This is a genomic window from Mycobacterium sp. DL, from assembly GCF_039729195.1.
In the GTDB taxonomy this organism is placed as follows: Bacteria; Actinomycetota; Actinomycetes; order Mycobacteriales; family Mycobacteriaceae; genus Mycobacterium; species Mycobacterium hippocampi_A.
On sequence record NZ_CP155796.1, the window covers coordinates 5,816,471 to 5,830,982 of the forward strand.

Sequence of the window (14,512 nt, forward strand, 5' to 3'; positions counted from 1 at the left end):
GCGGTCCTCAACCGGCGGGCTTGCTCGCCCGTTTGGCAGCACGCAGGCCCACCCAGAACTTCGCGGCTTCCCGGATGGACTCCTCGACCGGCCTTGGCTGCCAACCCAATTCGCGCTTCGCCTTGCTGCAGTCGACGGGCGCCTCAGCGCGCATCAAGCGCAGCGAGTCCAGCGACAAGCGTTCGTCGGTGCCCTTCAACCGCGCTTTGACGCTGCCCATCGCCGCCAGCACGTAGGACAGCACCAGCGGCATCTTCTTCGTCGGCGCAGGGACGCCCGCGGCGTCGGCGGCGATCTGCACCACGTCGGCGTTGGAGATCATCCTCTCGGAGATCAGGTAGCGCTCCCCGACGCGGCCCTTCTCCGCTGCCAGCACCATGGCGTCGGCGGCGTCGTCGATGCCCACCGCTTCGAGTTCGATGCCGCTCATCACGAACGGCAGCTTGCCGAATGCCGCGCCGGCGATGATCGCGCCGTGCGGGGTGCGTCCCCAGTCACCGGCGCCGTAGGTCGTGGACACACACATGGCCACGGCGGGCAGCCCCCGGGAGCGGGCGTAGTCCAGCACCAGATCCTCGGCCTGCACTCGCGACCTGACGTACGGCGTCAATCCGCGGTCGGAGATGGTGTCCGACTCGGTGGCGACGCGGCCACGCCGACGTCCCACGGTCACATAGCTGCTGGTGAAGACGAACTTCTCCAGCCTCTCGGCGACAGCGGGTTCCACGGCGACGTCGAGGACGTTGCGGGTGCCCTCGACGTTGGTGCGGAAAAGCGGTGCGGGATCACGCAGCCAGCCGCGGGCGTCCACAACGCAGTAGTAGACGACATCGCAGCCGGTCATCGCCTGCCGCAGCACCGCGTCGTCCCAGATGTCCCCGATGAACCGCGTCACCGTCAGATCGTCGATGCCGATGGTGTTCGCGCCCTCGCGCACCATCACCCGCACGTCCCGGCCGTCGGCCACCAGCCGACGGGTCACGTGGCTGCCGAGGTAACCGTTGGCGCCGATCACGAGGACCGGGGCGAGCGAAGCGACGGGAGACGGTCCGGTCACTTCTGGGGCCCGAACTTGGCCATCCACTCCGCTGCGACATCGGGCAGCGTGCCGAGTTCCGCGGCCTTCCTGCACCACTTCACCGTCGTCGAGACGAACCGCAGCGGGTTGTAGATGTCCTCCTGCCGACACCATTTCCCGTCACCGGCGTAGGTGACGATCGAGATGTTGGTGGCGCTGATGATCGTGCCGTCCCCCGGGTCGCGCATCGGGTTGTCGAGTTCGCAGATGACGCGAGCCGAGGCTTCGTCGTAGACCCGCCACAGCGCCGGGAACGACGTCATGTAGCTGCCCGGGAAGGTCTCCATGGTCTTCCAGATCCAGGGTCGCACCTCCTCACGGCCGCGCATCGTCCCGGCCGCGTGCTCGATGTAGAGGATGTCGTCGGAGTACTGGTCAACCCATGGATCCCAGTCGCGGGTCTGCGCCGCGCGGTCGACCGTCCTCTCGAACTCCCCGAACGCAGCTACGAGTTCTTCCCTGGAGAAAGTGTTGGCCGCCACACCAGGAACTAGAACACGTTCTACCCGCGGTTGTCGAGCGCCGATCAGGCGAGGCTCAGCACACGCCGTGCGCCCAGCGGATTCTGCAGCGGGACATCCAGCCCCCCGAACACCGCGATCATGATGCAGGCCCGCCCCACCGCCTGGGGCAGCGTTCCGGAGCGCAGGTCGACGACCACGTCGTCGGCTGTTTCGTGGACGCGTGCGGTCACCCCGAAACACTCCGGAGTCCCGGTGGTGAAATGCAGGCGGACCACACGGTCGTCGGTGGTGCGGCTCCACGCCTCGGGGTGCATCGGGTGGCCGTCGACGATCGCCGGCTCGTCGGTGAACATCAATGCGGGAGTCCCTGCCAACACTTCCGGGACCGGGACCGGGATCGGCGGCGGTTCGGGCATCGGCTGGGCGGTCGCCGGTGCGGCACCGCATGCCATCGCGAGCACCAGAAAAACCGCAAGTACACCCGCACCGTTGCGCATGGCCCGAGCGTAATGCGGAGCCAACGATTCGGATTAAAACCGCAGCACAAACGGTTATACCGGCACTATGACACATAAATACAACAAGAACCCCGCGGCCGTCGCCGCGCTGTCACCCGAGCAGTACCGCGTCACCCAGACCGACGGCACCGAGCGGCCCTTCACCGGCGAGTACTGGGACAACCACGAACCCGGCATCTACGTCGACGTGGTGTCCGGAGAGCCGCTGTTCGCCTCGGTCGACAAGTTCGAGAGCGGTTCGGGGTGGCCGAGCTTCACCAAACCGATCCAGAGGCAGAACGTCGTGGAGAAGCGTGACTTCAAGCTCCTGCTGCCTCGCACCGAGGTGCGTTCCGCCCACGGCGACAGCCATCTCGGCCATGTCTTCAAGGACGGTCCGCGCGACGAAGGCGGCCTGCGGTACTGCATCAACTCGGCGGCCCTGCGTTTTGTCCACCTCGACGATCTCGAGGCGGAGGGGTATGCAGAGTACAAGGGACTTTTCATGAATCCGGCAGGAAAGGAACACAAGTGAGCGACTACAAGCGCGCAGTGTTGGCGGGCGGCTGCTTCTGGGGGATGCAGGATCTGATCCGCAAGCAGCCCGGCATCGTGTCCACCCGGGTCGGATACACCGGCGGCAAGAACGACCACCCGACCTACCGCAACCACCCCGGGCACGCGGAGGCCATCGAGATCGTCTACGACCCCGAGCAGACCGATTACCGGGCGGTGCTGGAGTTCTTCTTCCAGATCCACGATCCGACGACCAAGGACCGCCAGGGCAACGACGTCGGCACGAGCTACCGCTCGGAGATCTTCTACGTCGACGACGAGCAACGCCAGGTCGCCGAGGACACCATCGCCGACGTCGATGCATCCGGGTTGTGGCCGGGCAAGGTCGTCACCGCACTGAGCCCGGCGCCGGAATTCTGGGACGCCGAACCCGAGCACCAGGACTACCTGGAGCGCTACCCCAGCGGCTACACCTGTCACTTCCCGCGGCCGGGCTGGAAGCTGCCCAAACGCGCCGAGGTCTGATCCCGCGACAGTCAGACGGCAGGGCGGCGGCGGTGCAGGATGACGCGGCCGCCGTCCTTGGGGGTGTAGGCGACCCCCCGCGAGTGTGACTTCTCGTCCGCCTCGGTGGTCGTGCTGATCACGAAGTGCCGCAACACCGTTCGCAGCACCATGTCCATCTCGACGTTGGCGAACGCGGCGCCGACACAGCGGCGGGTGCCGCCGCCGAACGGAATGTGGGCGAAGGTGTTCGGCCGCTCGCCGATGAAGCGCTGAGGATCGAAGCGCTCCGGGTCCGGGAACTCCTGCAGCCGGTGGTGCACCTGACCGATCGCGACGACGATCGAATACCCCTGCGGGATGACCCAGTCCCCGAGCTGGAACGTGGGAGCGTAGACGTGCCTGCCGGCGAAGTCGATCACAGTGCGCGATCGCTGGATCTCCAGGATGGTCGCCTGCCGGTACTCGCCTGCGTCGGTGTCAGCCTCGGCCACCAACTCGGCCAGCACCTCGGGGTGGCGACTGATGCGCTCGAACGCCCACCCCAGGGTCGCTGCCGTGGTCTCGTGTCCGGCCGCCAGCAGCGTGAGCAGTTCGTCACCGATGTCCTGGCGCGACATCGTCGAGCCGTCCTCGTAGGTGCTGCGCAACAGCAGCGCGAGCACGTCGTCGCGCGTCTCGAAGTCCGGGTCGGCCTGCACCGCGTCGATCAGCCGACCGATCACCTCGTCGTACCGGCGCCGATAGGCGGCCAGCCGCCCCCAGGGACTGAATCGGCCGTAGGTGCGGGTCGGGGTCGGCAGCACCGCCAGGCGCGAACCGAGCGTGACCCACGGCGGAATGATCCGGCGCAACTCGTCGAGCTGCGCACCGTCGGCGCCGAACACCGCCCGCAGAATTGCGTTCAGCGTGATCCGCATCATCGGCTCGAGGGTTTCGAAGGCCTGCCCCTCGGGCCAGTCCGCGGCCTCGCGCAGCGTCTCCTCTTCGAAGATCTTTTCGTAGTTCTTGATGCTCTTTCCGTGGAACGGCGGTGTGAGCAGCTTGCGGCGGCGGCGGTGATCCTTCCCGTCGAGGGCGAAGACCGACCCCGAGCCGAGCACTCGGGACAGGTTGGGCTGGATGTTGCCCACATCGTCGGTGTTGGCCATGAACAACTGCTTGGCCAGTGCCGGGTCGGTGACGATCACCGTCCGTCCGAACACCGGCAGCGTCAGCGTGAAGACGTCACCGCAGCGGCGGACGATCTGCGCGACCGTCCACTTGCGGGAGACCGAGAAGCCGAGGCCCTGCAGGAACTTGGGCAGGGGCGGGGTCGGCGGCAACCGGACCGGCAGCGGCGGCGCGGCAGCTTCCGCGGGGTCGGTGGGGGCGGCTGGAGCCGGCGTCACGATCGTGGCTTCGCTCATCGGAATCTCCCGGTCGATCGGTGGTACTACGGTGTACCGCAGACTTCTCCGGTACGGTACCGGGTGGTACCACGACGGCGCAAGGGTGAAGGAGCGGTCATGACGACTCCGGTGCTCGCCGCGGTGGCCGACCGCCTTCTCGACGGCCTGGCCTCGTCCATCGGCGAACGTGGCTACCGGGACAGCACCGTCGCCGACATCGTGCGCCACGCCCGGACCTCCAAGCGCACCTTCTACGAACAGTTCGCCAGCAAGGAGGACTGTCTGATCGAACTGCTGCGCCGCAACAACGACGATCTGATCGCCGGCATCCAGGCGACCGTGGACGGGGAAGCGGACTGGCGGGTGCAGATCCGCCAGGCGGTCGGCGCATACGTCGACCACATCGGGGCGCGGCCCGCCGTGACCCTGAGCTGGATCCGCGAGGCTCCCGCGCTGGGCGCGGTGGCCCGCCCGCTGCATCGCCAGGCCATGGACCTCCTGACCGACATGCTCGTCACCCTCACCGACAGCCCGGGTTTCCGGCGTGCACACCTGACCCCGATCTCGCGGCCGATGGCCCTGATCCTTCTCGGTGGATTGCGCGAACTCACAGCGCTGTTCGTCGAGGACGGCGGTGACATCGCCGGCATCATCGAACCCGCGGTCGCCGCCGGGACAGCGATGCTCGGCCCTTCGTAGAGATCAGCCCAGCACCAACCGCGCCGACTTCTCCAACTTCTGGGCGATCTCCTCGTACGACGCGTACCCCATGCCCGCCCGCACCAGCGCACCCGAGTAGAGCATCTCCAGCGAGTCGAGGACATCGGGATCGGTGTCCGGCCCCAGCGCGGTGGCGAGTCGATCCCTGATGTCGCGTCCGATGCGGAGCCTGAGGACCTCGACATCCGGGTCCCGGCCCAGCAGCGCAGTGGTCACGGCGCCCGCGAACTCGGGTTCGTCGGCGACCAGGAGCGAGATGTGCCCGAGAACCTGGACCACCTTGGCCGCCCGATCGCCGGTGTCCTGGGGAGTGCACGGCGAACCGGCCAGACGGCGCCAGAAGACCTCGGCGACCAGATGCTCCTTGGACGAGAAATATGTGTACGCCGTGGCTGCTCCCACGCCCGCCTCCGCAGCCACCCGCCGCACGGTCAGACCGGCGAAACCCTCACGACTGAGCAGATCGACGGCGGCTCGGCCCAACCGGTCCACGGTGTCGGCCTGCCTGGCCGTCAACCGGCGCCGAGTCGACTCCAGAGCCGGATCGGACACATGTCCGGACGCTACTACAACTGGCAGGGGCCAGCAACGGTAAGTTGGGCCAGATGAACCACACGACCGAGGTAAGCGGTCAACCCGAAAGCGGCACTGCACTGCCACCGGCCGCCGCCGCCCTGTTCGAACTCGCCGAAGGCGTCACCGGCTTCATGCCGGCGGACGAGGGCCGCGCGCTGTACGACACTGCCGTCGGCTATTTGGGGGACGGCATCGGTGTGGAGATCGGCACCTACTGCGGCAAGTCGACGGTGATGCTGGGCGCTGCCGCCAAGCAGACCGGCGGACTGGTCTACACCGTCGATCACCATCACGGGTCCGAGGAACACCAGGCCGGGTGGGAGTACCACGACACGACGATGGTCGACCCCGTCACCGGCCTGTTCGACACTCTGCCGACGATGCGGCACACCCTCGACGCCGCCGGCCTCGACGACCACGTCGTCGCCATCGTCGGACGGTCCCCCGTGGTGGCCAGGGGGTGGCGAACTCCGTTGCGGCTGTTGTTCATCGACGGCGGCCACACCGAGGAGGCGGCCAACCGCGACTTCGACGGCTGGGCCCGGTGGGTCGACGTCGGTGGCGCGTTGATCATCCACGACGTCTTTCCCGATCCGGCCGACGGCGGTCGCGCGCCGTACCTCATCTACCGTCGGGCGCTGGACACCGGCGAGTTCCGTGAGATCCGGGCCACCGGTTCGATGCGAGTGCTCGAGCGGGCGGCAGGACGAGTGGGAACGCTCGGCCTCGCCTAGCGCTCGCTGGTTGCGCACTCGCAATCGTATTCGCCCTCAAGGCCTCTCGGCAGATCCGCACCGCGGAAGATGCCGCAGCCGGGCGTGGTGGACGACAGCGCGTCGGCGGCGAGGATCACCGCGGCACCCGTCCAGGTGGTGCGCTCCACCGGCCAGCGCTTGCCGTCGGAGTAGACCAGACCCGTCCAGTAGGAGCCGTCGCCCTCCCGCAGGTGATGCATGGCCGAGAACTGTTGGTGGGCCCGCTCCCGGTCGCCGAGAGCCTCCAGAGCCATTACCAGCTCACAGGTTTCGGCTCCGGTGACCCACGGACGGTCGTCGACGCAGCGGATTCCCAGACCCTCGACGACGAAATCGTCCCAGCGTTCGTCGATGCGGGCCTGCGCCTGCGACCCGCGCAACGCACCGCCGAGCACCGGGTAGTACCACTCCATCGACCACCGGTCCTTGGTGACGAACACCTCGGGGTGGTGAGCGATCGCGTGACCGAGTCGCCCGACCGCCACCTCCCATTCCGGCTCCGGTACGCCGATGTAGTCGGCCAGCGCCAACGCGCATCGGATGCTGTGGTGGATGCTCGCGCAACCTGTCAGCAGTGCCTCGTCGGCGATACCGGCAGGGCTTCGCGCCCAGGCGATCTCGCCCGTACTGCCCTGGAGTTCGAGAACGAAGTCGATGGCTTTGGCGACCACGGGCCACATCGCCTCGGCGAACCGCCGGTCGTCGGTCACCAGGATGTGGTGCCAGACGCCGGTGGCGATGTACGCACAGAAGTTGCTGTCGCTGTTGGGATCCTCGACGACGCCGTCACGTAGCTGGATCGGCCAGGTTCCGTCGGGTCGCTGCGTCCGGCGCGACCACTCGAAGGCTGCCCGCGCCGGGCCGAGCAGTCCCGCGGCCGTCAGCGCCATCGCGTTCTCGATGTGATCCCACGGGTCGGTGTGGCCACCGTCAGACCAGGGGATCGCCCCGGTCGACTCCTGCGTCGCGGCGATCGACTCCGCTGTCTGCAGACACTGCTCAGTGGTGAACACACCCGGCACGCTGGGGATCTCAGCCATCGGCGACGTCGGCCTTGCGGAAATAGAGTGCCACGCTCTTGCCGATCAGCGGGTTCAGGGCCGACTCGGCGGTGCGCGTCAGCCACGGCTGACTCATCATGTCCCAGACCAGCAGCTTGTGGTAGGCAGCCACCACCGGATTGTTCGACTTCTCGGTTCCGACAGCACATTTGAGCCACCAGAACGGTGAATGCAGGGCGTGCGCGTGTTCGGTGTGGGTCAACTCCAGGCCGTGGGCGACGACCTTGTCGCGCAACTCGTCGGCGCGGTAGATGCGGATGTGCCCGCCCTCGTTGGCGTGGTAGGAGTCCGAGAGTGCCCAGCAGATCCGCTCGGGAAGCCAGCGTGGAACCGTGATCGCCAGGGCACCACCGGGTTTGAGGACTCGTACCAACTCGGCGATCGCACGGTCATCGGCGGGAACATGCTCGAGGATCTCCGAGGCGATGACGCAGTCGAATGTGCCGTCGCCGTAGGGCAACTCCAGGGCATCACCCTTGACGGCCTCACCTCTGGCCGATGCGGGCGCCTCCCCCTGCTCCTTCATCGCCTGCAGGATCTCGTCGACGTCGTTGAGATCCGATGCGCTCTGGTCGAATCCGACCACGTCGGCACCTCGTCGGAAAGCTTCGAAGGTGTGCCGTCCCGCGCCACAACCGACGTCGATGACCTTGGTTCCGGCCCCGACTCCGAGTCGGTCGAAGTCCACAGTCAGCATCGTGCAACCCTTTCGCAGGCCCGCTCGTACACGGCCACGGTCTGCGCGGCGACGGATTCCCAACTGAAGACGTCTAGAGCACGGCGGCGTCCGTTGGCACCGAGTCTGCGCAGCTCGATCGGTGAATCGAGCAGTTCGCCAAGCACATTCGTCAGTTCGTCCACGTCGGCAGGCTTGACCAGCCGGGCGCATTCGCCGTCGGCGCCGACCACCTCGGGAAGCGCGCCCGCCCGGCTGGCGACGATCGGGGTGCCGCTGGCCATCGCCTCTACGGCCGGCAACGAGAAGCCCTCGTACAGCGACGGGATGCAGGCGACCTCGGCAGAGGCCAACAGACTCGCCAGCTCCGAATCGCTCAGCCCGCTCGAGCTGTGCACGATGTCGGAGATGCCGAGCTCGGCGATGAGCTTCTCGGTCGGGCCGTTGGGTTCCAGTTTGGCGACGAGCTGCAGCTCGAGATCACGTTCGACGCGCAGCCGCGCCACCGCGTGCAGCAGGTGGCTGACACCCTTGAGCGGGACGTCGGCGCTGGCGATGGCGATGATCCGGTTGCGCACCCGGTGCGGTGACGGTTGGAACAGTTCGGTGTCCACCCCGAGCGGTACGACGTGGAGTTGGTCGGCGCTGACGGCAAAATCCTCGGCGATGTCGGCGGCCGATGTCGAGGACACGGTGACCAACTCGGGGATCAGCCGGGCGACGGTCTTCTGCATCTCCGCGAATCCGTACCACCGGCGCACCAGCGGCTTGCGCCACCACTTGGCGGCGGCCACGTCGAGGACCCGGTCACGGGTGATGGGGTGGTGCACCGTGGCGACCACCGGCAGGCCCGATCGAGCGATGGACAGCAGCCCGGTGCCCAGGCACTGGTTGTCGTGCACCACATCGAAGTCGTCGCGGCGCTCGGCCAGCAGTCGCGCGGCACGCAGGCTGAAGGTCTTGGGTTCCGGGAAGGCAGCGGTCCAGGTGGCGAACAGCTCCTGCAGGTCGATCCGGGTCTTGATCTCGTTGGGCATCGGGATGCGGAACGGGTCCGGCTCCCGGTAGAGATCGAGGCTGGGCACTTTGGTCAGGCGCACCCGGGGGTCGAGGCCCTCGGGGTAGGGCTGCCCGGAGAAGACCTCGACGTCGTGGCCGAGTTCGACAAGACCGCGGCTCAGGTGCCGGACGTAGACGCCCTGGCCCCCGCAGTGGGTCTTGCTCCGGTAGGACAGTAAGGCGATGCGCATGGTCAGCTCACATGCCCTGGACGGCGCGAAGGCGCAGTGATCCAGGAACAATAGCCGCCCTGAGCTGGTCGAATCGTGTGCAGCAAGTAACCCGGACCCTTCTGGACATGTGTCCAGACTATAGTTTGACGTGCTAGCTGACGCAACGCGACCGCTAGCTCTGACTACCACAGACGCCGTCGGGCGTCCTGCCCAGCCCTTTCCGCTTACCCTGGCTTATTGCGGCGGAAACCCGCCTGTCGCCACCGGACCCCACCGTTGCGGAGTGACTCTGATCAGGCATTTCCGTTGGTCGATCATCGCCTGGCGGTACTCCTCCCAGTCCGGATGCTCGCCGGCCACCGACCGGAAGTACTCGACGAGACCCTCGACGGCCTCCGGCAGATCGATCACCTCGGCATGGCCGTCGATCTGGACATAAGGGCCGTCGAATTCGTCGGACAGGACCACCACGCTCGCGCGCGGGCGGCGCCGGATGTTCGCCGACTTCGCGCGCTGCGGGTACGTCGCGACGACGATGCGCCCCTCGCCGTCGACCCCGCCCGTCACCGGCGAACTCTGCAGTGATTCGCCTGCCCGGAACGTCGTCAGCACCATGCGGTGCCGCGGCCGGACGAAGTCGAGCAGTTCGGGCAGGGTGACCACGTCGGCCGTGGCGAGCTTTCGGGCCATGTCTCCAATGTATCGACGTGTCGGACCTCGTCCGTACTGTGTCGAACATGAGTTCGAACAATGACATCCTGACCGCCCTGAACGCCGCGGACGCGGCCTGGCAGGCCCTTGCAGCCCTGCCGGTTCACACCCTGCCCCCGAGAGATCAGCGCGCCGTGCTGATCCGACTCGATGCGATGGAGAAGACGGTGGGCGCCCTGCAGCGTCGCCTCCTCGGCGCGCTCGTCGCCGGCCCGACACCGATCGAGTTCGCCGGCGCGCCGTGGGCCGAGGTACTGGCCCGCCGATTACGCATCTCCGTCGGCGAAGCGCGCCGACGCATCAGCGAGGCAGGCGGAGCCGTCGAACCGAAGTCGGCCTGACCGAACACTCACTCACCCGCCTGTCTGTCTTTACAATCTGGCCCATCACTGTCAAGGGAGTGCCATGGCCGGAATCGGGAGCGCGGGAGTCGCCGAATGGCGGCGATATGGCTCGGTGCCGTTTGCAGCCGGCCTGGGCTATTCGATGGGCGTCATCCACGTCTACTGCCTGGGCGTGTTCATGGAACCGCTGCAGAACGAGTTCGGCTGGAGCCGCGCCCAGGCCTCGGTAGGACTGACGATCGTCGGCATGGCCGCCGCCGCGGCGGCGGTGCCCATCGGGTTGACCGTCGACCGGTTGGGTCCCAGACGGGTGGGCCTGGTCGGTGTGACGCTCATGGCCGCGGCTTTCGCGCTGTTGGCCACGGCGACGGGTTCGATGGCCAACTGGATCATGCTGTGGGCGCTGTTGGCCTTCGCCTCCTTCTGGGTGCAGACCACCGTGTGGACGTCCGCGGTCGCCAGCCGGTTCGAGACATCGCGCGGGCTCGCCTTCGCGGTGACGCTGTCCGGGGGTTCACTGGCAGCCGCGGTGTTCCCGCCACTGGCCACTGTGTTGATCGGCGAATGGGGTTGGCGCGGGGCGTTTCTCGGCCTCGGTGTGCTGTGGGGTCTGCTCGTCCTCGTCGTCGTCGGGTTCTTCTTCCGCGGCGCACAGGACGACAGAACAGCCGCGCCCGTCCGCAGCCAGACGATCCCGGTGCCCGCAGCGGCCGACCTGCCCGGGCTCACACTCGGCGAAGGTCTGAGGTCGGCGACGTTCTACAAGCTTCTGGCCGCTGCCGGCCTCTTCGCCTTCACCACGCTGGGGGTGGTGGTGCACCTGGTGCCGATTCTGCGCGACGCGGGCGCCGAACCGCTCGCCGCAGCGGGCGCCGCCTCACTGGTCGGTGTCTTCTCGATCATCGGCCGTCTCGGCATCGGGGTGCTGCTGGACCGGTTCTCGGGTCGCTTCGTCGGGGCGTGCGCGTACCTGGTGCCGATCGTGGGCAGCGCCCTGCTGCTGTTCGACGGCGGCAACCCGGTGAGCCAGACCGCCGCCGCCGCGCTGTTCGGCCTGACCCTGGGAGCCGAGGTCGATGTCATCGCCTACCTCGCCTCGCGATACTTCGGCCTCAAGAACTTCGGCGGCCTCTTCGGCGGGTTGGTCGCGGCGTTGTCGCTGGGCACCGCGTTCGGCCCGCTGGCCGCCGGAGCCACCTCCGATCACTTCGGCGGCTACTCGAACTTCCTGATCCTCACCATGATCCTGATGGGTGCGAGCAGTCTGCTTCTCGCGAGCCTGAAGGCGCCCCCCGACTGGACCGTGGACGCGCAACCTGCGGTTGCCACCGGCACGGAACCCGCGCCATAGCCGGGTTCTAGTCTGGATCGACCATGTACATCCCGCCGAAGTTCGCACTGTCGGACGTGGACACCCGGGACGCACTCACCCGGGCGGGGTTCGCCCACCTCGTCACCCATACCGCCGACGGACTGCTGGTCACTGCGCTGCCGCTGCTCTACGACCCCGATCGGCACTCGATGATCGGGCACGTCGCCCGCGCGAATCCCCACTGGCAGACGGCGGGAGGCGACTCGGTCGCGATCTTCCCCGGTCCGCACGCCTACATCTCACCGAGCTTCTACGCCACCAAACAGGAGACCGGCAGGGTCGTGCCGACGTGGAACTACGACGTCCTCACCGTTCACGGCCACCTCGTCGCGCACGACGACCCCAACTGGCTTCGCGCTCTCGTCACCCGCCTGACCGACCACCACGAGCAGAGCCGGGCCGAGCCCTGGCAGGTCACCGACGCACCGGAGGCCTACATCGGCGGCCAGCTGAAGGCCATCGTCGGCATCGAGCTGACGATCACGTCGGTGCAAGGCAAGGCGAAGATGTCCCAGAACCAACCCGAACGCAACCGAGACGGCGTGGTAGCCGGTCTTCGCGACTCCGATTCATCTACCGATCATGCTGTGGCAGAACGTGTCTCGGACCTGGGCACCACGAATGCGAACGGCCTCGGGTAGCCCAGCCCACTGAGCCTGGCCCACCGGACCGCGTCGACCCCGACGCTGCGCATCTCCCCCGAGGACGGTTCGTAACAGTGCAACCGTTCCTCGGAGGCGTCCACGATCAACACCCAGTGCCTGGGGATGTAACGGCCGATCAACATCGGCACCGGACGCCGCGACCCGGCCGCGGCGAGGACGTCGGCCAACCGGTCGCGCCGACCCCACCACAGCCGCCACCGGTAGCGCACTCCGACACCTCTCGACTGGACATTCAGCGCGCGAGCCATTCCCAGGGGTGTGGTTCCCAGCGCGCGGGGCCACACCCGGTTCACCATCGAGTGCACCCGGAGCTGCTCCGCGGAGAACCAGGCGCGGCCGGCGTCGCCACCCGAGAGCCCCGACCGGTATCCGGGGTCCAGCAGTGCGCCCGCGACGACGGCCACGCTGGGACCGCAGGTCCTGCCGTCCCGCTGTCGAAGCCGGAGCGCGGCGATCCTCACCCGGCACCGCCGAGGAGTTCCTCTCCGCGGGCACGCAGATCGACCTTGCGCACCTTGCCGGTCACGGTCATCGGGAACTCGTCGATGACCTGCACGTAGCGCGGGATCTTCTGGTGTGCGATCCGCCCGGCGCAGAAGTCGCGCAGACTGTCGGTGGTGGGCGGCTGCGCCCCGTCGGCGACCCGGATCCACGCCATCAGTTCCTCGCCGTACTTCTCGTCCGGCACCCCCACGACCTGGGCGTCGACGATGTCGGGATGGGTGTAGAGGAACTCCTCCACTTCGCGCGGATAGATGTTCTCCCCGCCGCGGATCACCATGTCCTTGATGCGTCCGGTGACACTGAGGTAGCCCTCGTCGTCCATCACCGCGATGTCGCCGGTGTGCATCCACCCGTCGGCGTCGACGGCCTCGGCGGTCTTGGCGGGATCGTCCCAGTAGCCGGCCATCACGCTGTAGCCGCGCGTGCACAGTTCGCCGGGGGTGCCCCGCGGCACCTGGGCGCCGGCCTCGTCGATGATCTGGATCTCCAGGTGCGGTCCGACCCGGCCGACGGTGCTGACGCGGCGGTCCAGCGAGTCCGTCGGCAGTGTCTGTGTGGACACCGGCGAGGTCTCAAGTATTCCAGAGATACACAAGCCTGGTGACACCTCCCACGGTTTCAGCCAATGGTAGGCATCAAGCGGAACCGAGTGTGTGGGATCAGCAGACAGGGCGCGTACCGAAGGAGCATCGGCAGCGCTGGGGTGTTCCTGAGTCAGCGTCCTGAATCGAAACGGACGGCTGTAGATCGCCGCGAGGTCGTGGCCGAACTGTCCGAAGCGGGGATGTCCAACAGGGCGATAGCCGATGCAGTGGGCGTCACCGACATGACAGTGGGAAGAGATCTAGCAGGTGCAACAAATGTTGCACCTAAACCCAAACCGGTCATAGGCCAAGACGGTAAGACGTACACGCCGAAACCGAAGCCAGAGCCGAAGCACGAACCTGGAGAAAGGCCAAAGAGCCGCTATCGCGGTGCAGTACGAGCAGACATTTGCCGAGGAAGCCAGGAGACGTCAGAGAATTGCTGGAGAGCTTAAGGAAAACTTTCCTGAAGCTTCCGAAACTGGACAGGCTTCTGACGAAGCCGGTGAACTTTTTTCTGTATCAGGTAGATCGGTTCGCGATGCCAAGTTCGTAGCAGAGCACGACGAAGAACGTATTGACGTAAGTCCAGATGTGGACTTATGACCCTTCACAGCCCCTCGGGTGAAGGCCCACACAACAGCGGCACGCTTCCACTCGGAGGCGGTGACCAACTCCCCCAAGCCGCTGGAGCGACTAGTAGCGCTTGATCGTGTACGAGAGGTGAGCAGTCGATCGCGATCTCGTGCGGTACACCGGGAAGCCGAATACCGACCACCGTTGACCTCTCCACTCCACCTGGGACCGCAGTCCCAAGACGTGTGGGAATGACCGAGGGAACTTCAGCGAGTAGACCTCTTCG

At 67.0% G+C, this 14,512-nt stretch carries 19 protein-coding genes; 8 read left to right on the plus strand and 11 right to left on the minus strand.

What is annotated here, in order from left to right:
* Positions 1-7: 7 nt before the first annotated feature.
* From ABDC78_RS27615 to ABDC78_RS27625, 3 genes are read right to left on the minus strand one after another with little or no spacing between them, the layout of a single operon-like run.
* The gene (locus ABDC78_RS27615; RefSeq protein WP_178359662.1) at positions 8-1,057 is read right to left on the minus strand and encodes an NAD-dependent epimerase/dehydratase family protein; all 1,050 of its coding nucleotides are present in this window, start codon (positions 1,055-1,057) and stop codon (positions 8-10) included.
* On the minus strand, positions 1,054-1,560 hold the full coding sequence (locus ABDC78_RS27620; protein WP_178359661.1) for a nuclear transport factor 2 family protein: 507 nt from the start codon (positions 1,558-1,560) through the stop codon (positions 1,054-1,056). Before ABDC78_RS27620 ends, ABDC78_RS27615 begins: the two co-directional genes overlap by 4 nt.
* A gap of 44 nt (positions 1,561-1,604) precedes the next feature.
* Positions 1,605-2,039 (minus strand): hypothetical protein, encoded by a 435-nt coding sequence (locus ABDC78_RS27625; protein ID WP_178359660.1) that lies wholly within the window; start codon positions 2,037-2,039, stop codon positions 1,605-1,607.
* A gap of 67 nt (positions 2,040-2,106) precedes the next feature.
* On the opposite strand from ABDC78_RS27625, the gene msrB reads away from it, so the two are divergent.
* Positions 2,107-2,574, plus strand: coding sequence for a peptide-methionine (R)-S-oxide reductase MsrB (gene msrB / locus ABDC78_RS27630; RefSeq protein ID WP_178359659.1), 468 nt, complete (start codon positions 2,107-2,109; stop codon positions 2,572-2,574).
* On the plus strand, positions 2,571-3,080 hold the full coding sequence (gene msrA / locus ABDC78_RS27635) for a peptide-methionine (S)-S-oxide reductase MsrA (protein WP_178359658.1): 510 nt from the start codon (positions 2,571-2,573) through the stop codon (positions 3,078-3,080). Before msrB ends, msrA begins: the two co-directional genes overlap by 4 nt.
* 11 nt (positions 3,081-3,091) lie before the next feature.
* Here the strand turns inward: msrA and ABDC78_RS27640 are convergent, their stop codons facing one another.
* The gene (locus ABDC78_RS27640) at positions 3,092-4,468 is read right to left on the minus strand and encodes a cytochrome P450 (RefSeq protein ID WP_178359657.1); all 1,377 of its coding nucleotides are present in this window, start codon (positions 4,466-4,468) and stop codon (positions 3,092-3,094) included.
* A gap of 99 nt (positions 4,469-4,567) precedes the next feature.
* On the opposite strand from ABDC78_RS27640, the gene ABDC78_RS27645 reads away from it, so the two are divergent.
* Entirely contained in the window at positions 4,568-5,149 is a 582-nt protein-coding gene (locus tag ABDC78_RS27645; RefSeq protein ID WP_178359656.1) for a TetR/AcrR family transcriptional regulator, read from the plus strand.
* Between the two features lie 3 nt (positions 5,150-5,152).
* On the opposite strand, the gene ABDC78_RS27650 is transcribed toward ABDC78_RS27645, so the two are convergent.
* The gene (locus ABDC78_RS27650) at positions 5,153-5,722 is read right to left on the minus strand and encodes a TetR family transcriptional regulator (protein ID WP_178359655.1); all 570 of its coding nucleotides are present in this window, start codon (positions 5,720-5,722) and stop codon (positions 5,153-5,155) included.
* A 53-nt stretch (positions 5,723-5,775) separates the two neighbouring features.
* Between ABDC78_RS27650 and ABDC78_RS27655 the strand changes: the two genes are divergently transcribed.
* Complete coding sequence (locus tag ABDC78_RS27655; RefSeq protein ID WP_178359654.1) at positions 5,776-6,480, plus strand: class I SAM-dependent methyltransferase; 705 nt, start codon at positions 5,776-5,778, stop codon at positions 6,478-6,480.
* Here ABDC78_RS27655 and ABDC78_RS27660 read toward each other — a convergent pair.
* The 4 genes from ABDC78_RS27660 to ABDC78_RS27675 all read right to left on the minus strand — a co-directional run bounded on the left by ABDC78_RS27660 (position 6,477) and on the right by ABDC78_RS27675 (position 10,160).
* On the minus strand, positions 6,477-7,541 hold the full coding sequence (locus ABDC78_RS27660; protein ID WP_178359653.1) for a prenyltransferase: 1,065 nt from the start codon (positions 7,539-7,541) through the stop codon (positions 6,477-6,479). The two genes, ABDC78_RS27655 and ABDC78_RS27660, sit on opposite strands and share 4 nt — an antisense overlap.
* Positions 7,534-8,259, minus strand: coding sequence for a class I SAM-dependent methyltransferase (locus ABDC78_RS27665; RefSeq protein ID WP_178359652.1), 726 nt, complete (start codon positions 8,257-8,259; stop codon positions 7,534-7,536). Before ABDC78_RS27665 ends, ABDC78_RS27660 begins: the two co-directional genes overlap by 8 nt.
* Positions 8,253-9,488 (minus strand): glycosyltransferase family 4 protein, encoded by a 1,236-nt coding sequence (locus tag ABDC78_RS27670; protein WP_178359651.1) that lies wholly within the window; start codon positions 9,486-9,488, stop codon positions 8,253-8,255. Before ABDC78_RS27670 ends, ABDC78_RS27665 begins: the two co-directional genes overlap by 7 nt.
* Positions 9,489-9,704: 216 nt before the next feature.
* Complete coding sequence (locus ABDC78_RS27675; RefSeq protein WP_178359650.1) at positions 9,705-10,160, minus strand: PPOX class F420-dependent oxidoreductase; 456 nt, start codon at positions 10,158-10,160, stop codon at positions 9,705-9,707.
* Between the two features lie 47 nt (positions 10,161-10,207).
* On the opposite strand from ABDC78_RS27675, the gene ABDC78_RS27680 reads away from it, so the two are divergent.
* The 3 genes from ABDC78_RS27680 (at position 10,208) to ABDC78_RS27690 (ending at position 12,538) form a co-directional block, all read left to right on the plus strand.
* On the plus strand, positions 10,208-10,522 hold the full coding sequence (locus ABDC78_RS27680) for a hypothetical protein (RefSeq protein ID WP_178359649.1): 315 nt from the start codon (positions 10,208-10,210) through the stop codon (positions 10,520-10,522).
* 64 nt (positions 10,523-10,586) lie between these two features.
* A complete protein-coding gene (locus ABDC78_RS27685; RefSeq protein ID WP_178359648.1) occupies positions 10,587-11,876 on the plus strand; it encodes an MFS transporter in 1,290 nt (429 codons plus the stop codon).
* 23 nt (positions 11,877-11,899) lie between these two features.
* Positions 11,900-12,538 carry an FMN-binding negative transcriptional regulator gene (locus ABDC78_RS27690; RefSeq protein ID WP_178359647.1) on the plus strand — a complete coding sequence of 213 codons (639 nt, stop codon included), beginning with the start codon at positions 11,900-11,902 and terminating at the stop codon, positions 12,536-12,538.
* On the opposite strand, the gene ABDC78_RS27695 is transcribed toward ABDC78_RS27690, so the two are convergent.
* Positions 12,478-13,023 carry a hypothetical protein gene (locus ABDC78_RS27695; protein ID WP_178359646.1) on the minus strand — a complete coding sequence of 182 codons (546 nt, stop codon included), beginning with the start codon at positions 13,021-13,023 and terminating at the stop codon, positions 12,478-12,480. The two genes, ABDC78_RS27690 and ABDC78_RS27695, sit on opposite strands and share 61 nt — an antisense overlap.
* On the minus strand, positions 13,020-13,910 hold the full coding sequence (locus tag ABDC78_RS27700) for an AMP-binding protein (protein ID WP_178359736.1): 891 nt from the start codon (positions 13,908-13,910) through the stop codon (positions 13,020-13,022). Before ABDC78_RS27700 ends, ABDC78_RS27695 begins: the two co-directional genes overlap by 4 nt.
* 130 nt (positions 13,911-14,040) lie before the next feature.
* Between ABDC78_RS27700 and ABDC78_RS27705 the strand changes: the two genes are divergently transcribed.
* Positions 14,041-14,256 (plus strand): hypothetical protein, encoded by a 216-nt coding sequence (locus ABDC78_RS27705; protein WP_178359645.1) that lies wholly within the window; start codon positions 14,041-14,043, stop codon positions 14,254-14,256.
* Positions 14,257-14,512: the final 256 nt, after the last annotated feature.

Excerpts from the sequence above, each read along its gene's own strand:
- ABDC78_RS27625 (WP_178359660.1), bottom strand. The coding sequence starts at position 2,039 with ATGCGCAACGGTGCGGGTGTACTTGCGGTTTTTCTGGTGCTCGCGATG.
- msrB (WP_178359659.1), top strand. The coding sequence starts at position 2,107 with ATGACACATAAATACAACAAGAACCCCGCGGCCGTCGCCGCGCTGTCA.
- ABDC78_RS27640 (WP_178359657.1), bottom strand. The coding sequence starts at position 4,468 with ATGAGCGAAGCCACGATCGTGACGCCGGCTCCAGCCGCCCCCACCGAC.
- ABDC78_RS27645 (WP_178359656.1), top strand. The coding sequence starts at position 4,568 with ATGACGACTCCGGTGCTCGCCGCGGTGGCCGACCGCCTTCTCGACGGC.
- ABDC78_RS27655 (WP_178359654.1), top strand. The coding sequence starts at position 5,776 with ATGAACCACACGACCGAGGTAAGCGGTCAACCCGAAAGCGGCACTGCA.
- ABDC78_RS27660 (WP_178359653.1), bottom strand. The coding sequence starts at position 7,541 with ATGGCTGAGATCCCCAGCGTGCCGGGTGTGTTCACCACTGAGCAGTGT.
- ABDC78_RS27665 (WP_178359652.1), bottom strand. The coding sequence starts at position 8,259 with ATGCTGACTGTGGACTTCGACCGACTCGGAGTCGGGGCCGGAACCAAG.
- ABDC78_RS27670 (WP_178359651.1), bottom strand. The coding sequence starts at position 9,488 with ATGCGCATCGCCTTACTGTCCTACCGGAGCAAGACCCACTGCGGGGGC.
- ABDC78_RS27675 (WP_178359650.1), bottom strand. The coding sequence starts at position 10,160 with ATGGCCCGAAAGCTCGCCACGGCCGACGTGGTCACCCTGCCCGAACTG.
- ABDC78_RS27680 (WP_178359649.1), top strand. The coding sequence starts at position 10,208 with ATGAGTTCGAACAATGACATCCTGACCGCCCTGAACGCCGCGGACGCG.
- ABDC78_RS27685 (WP_178359648.1), top strand. The coding sequence starts at position 10,587 with ATGGCCGGAATCGGGAGCGCGGGAGTCGCCGAATGGCGGCGATATGGC.
- ABDC78_RS27690 (WP_178359647.1), top strand. The coding sequence starts at position 11,900 with ATGTACATCCCGCCGAAGTTCGCACTGTCGGACGTGGACACCCGGGAC.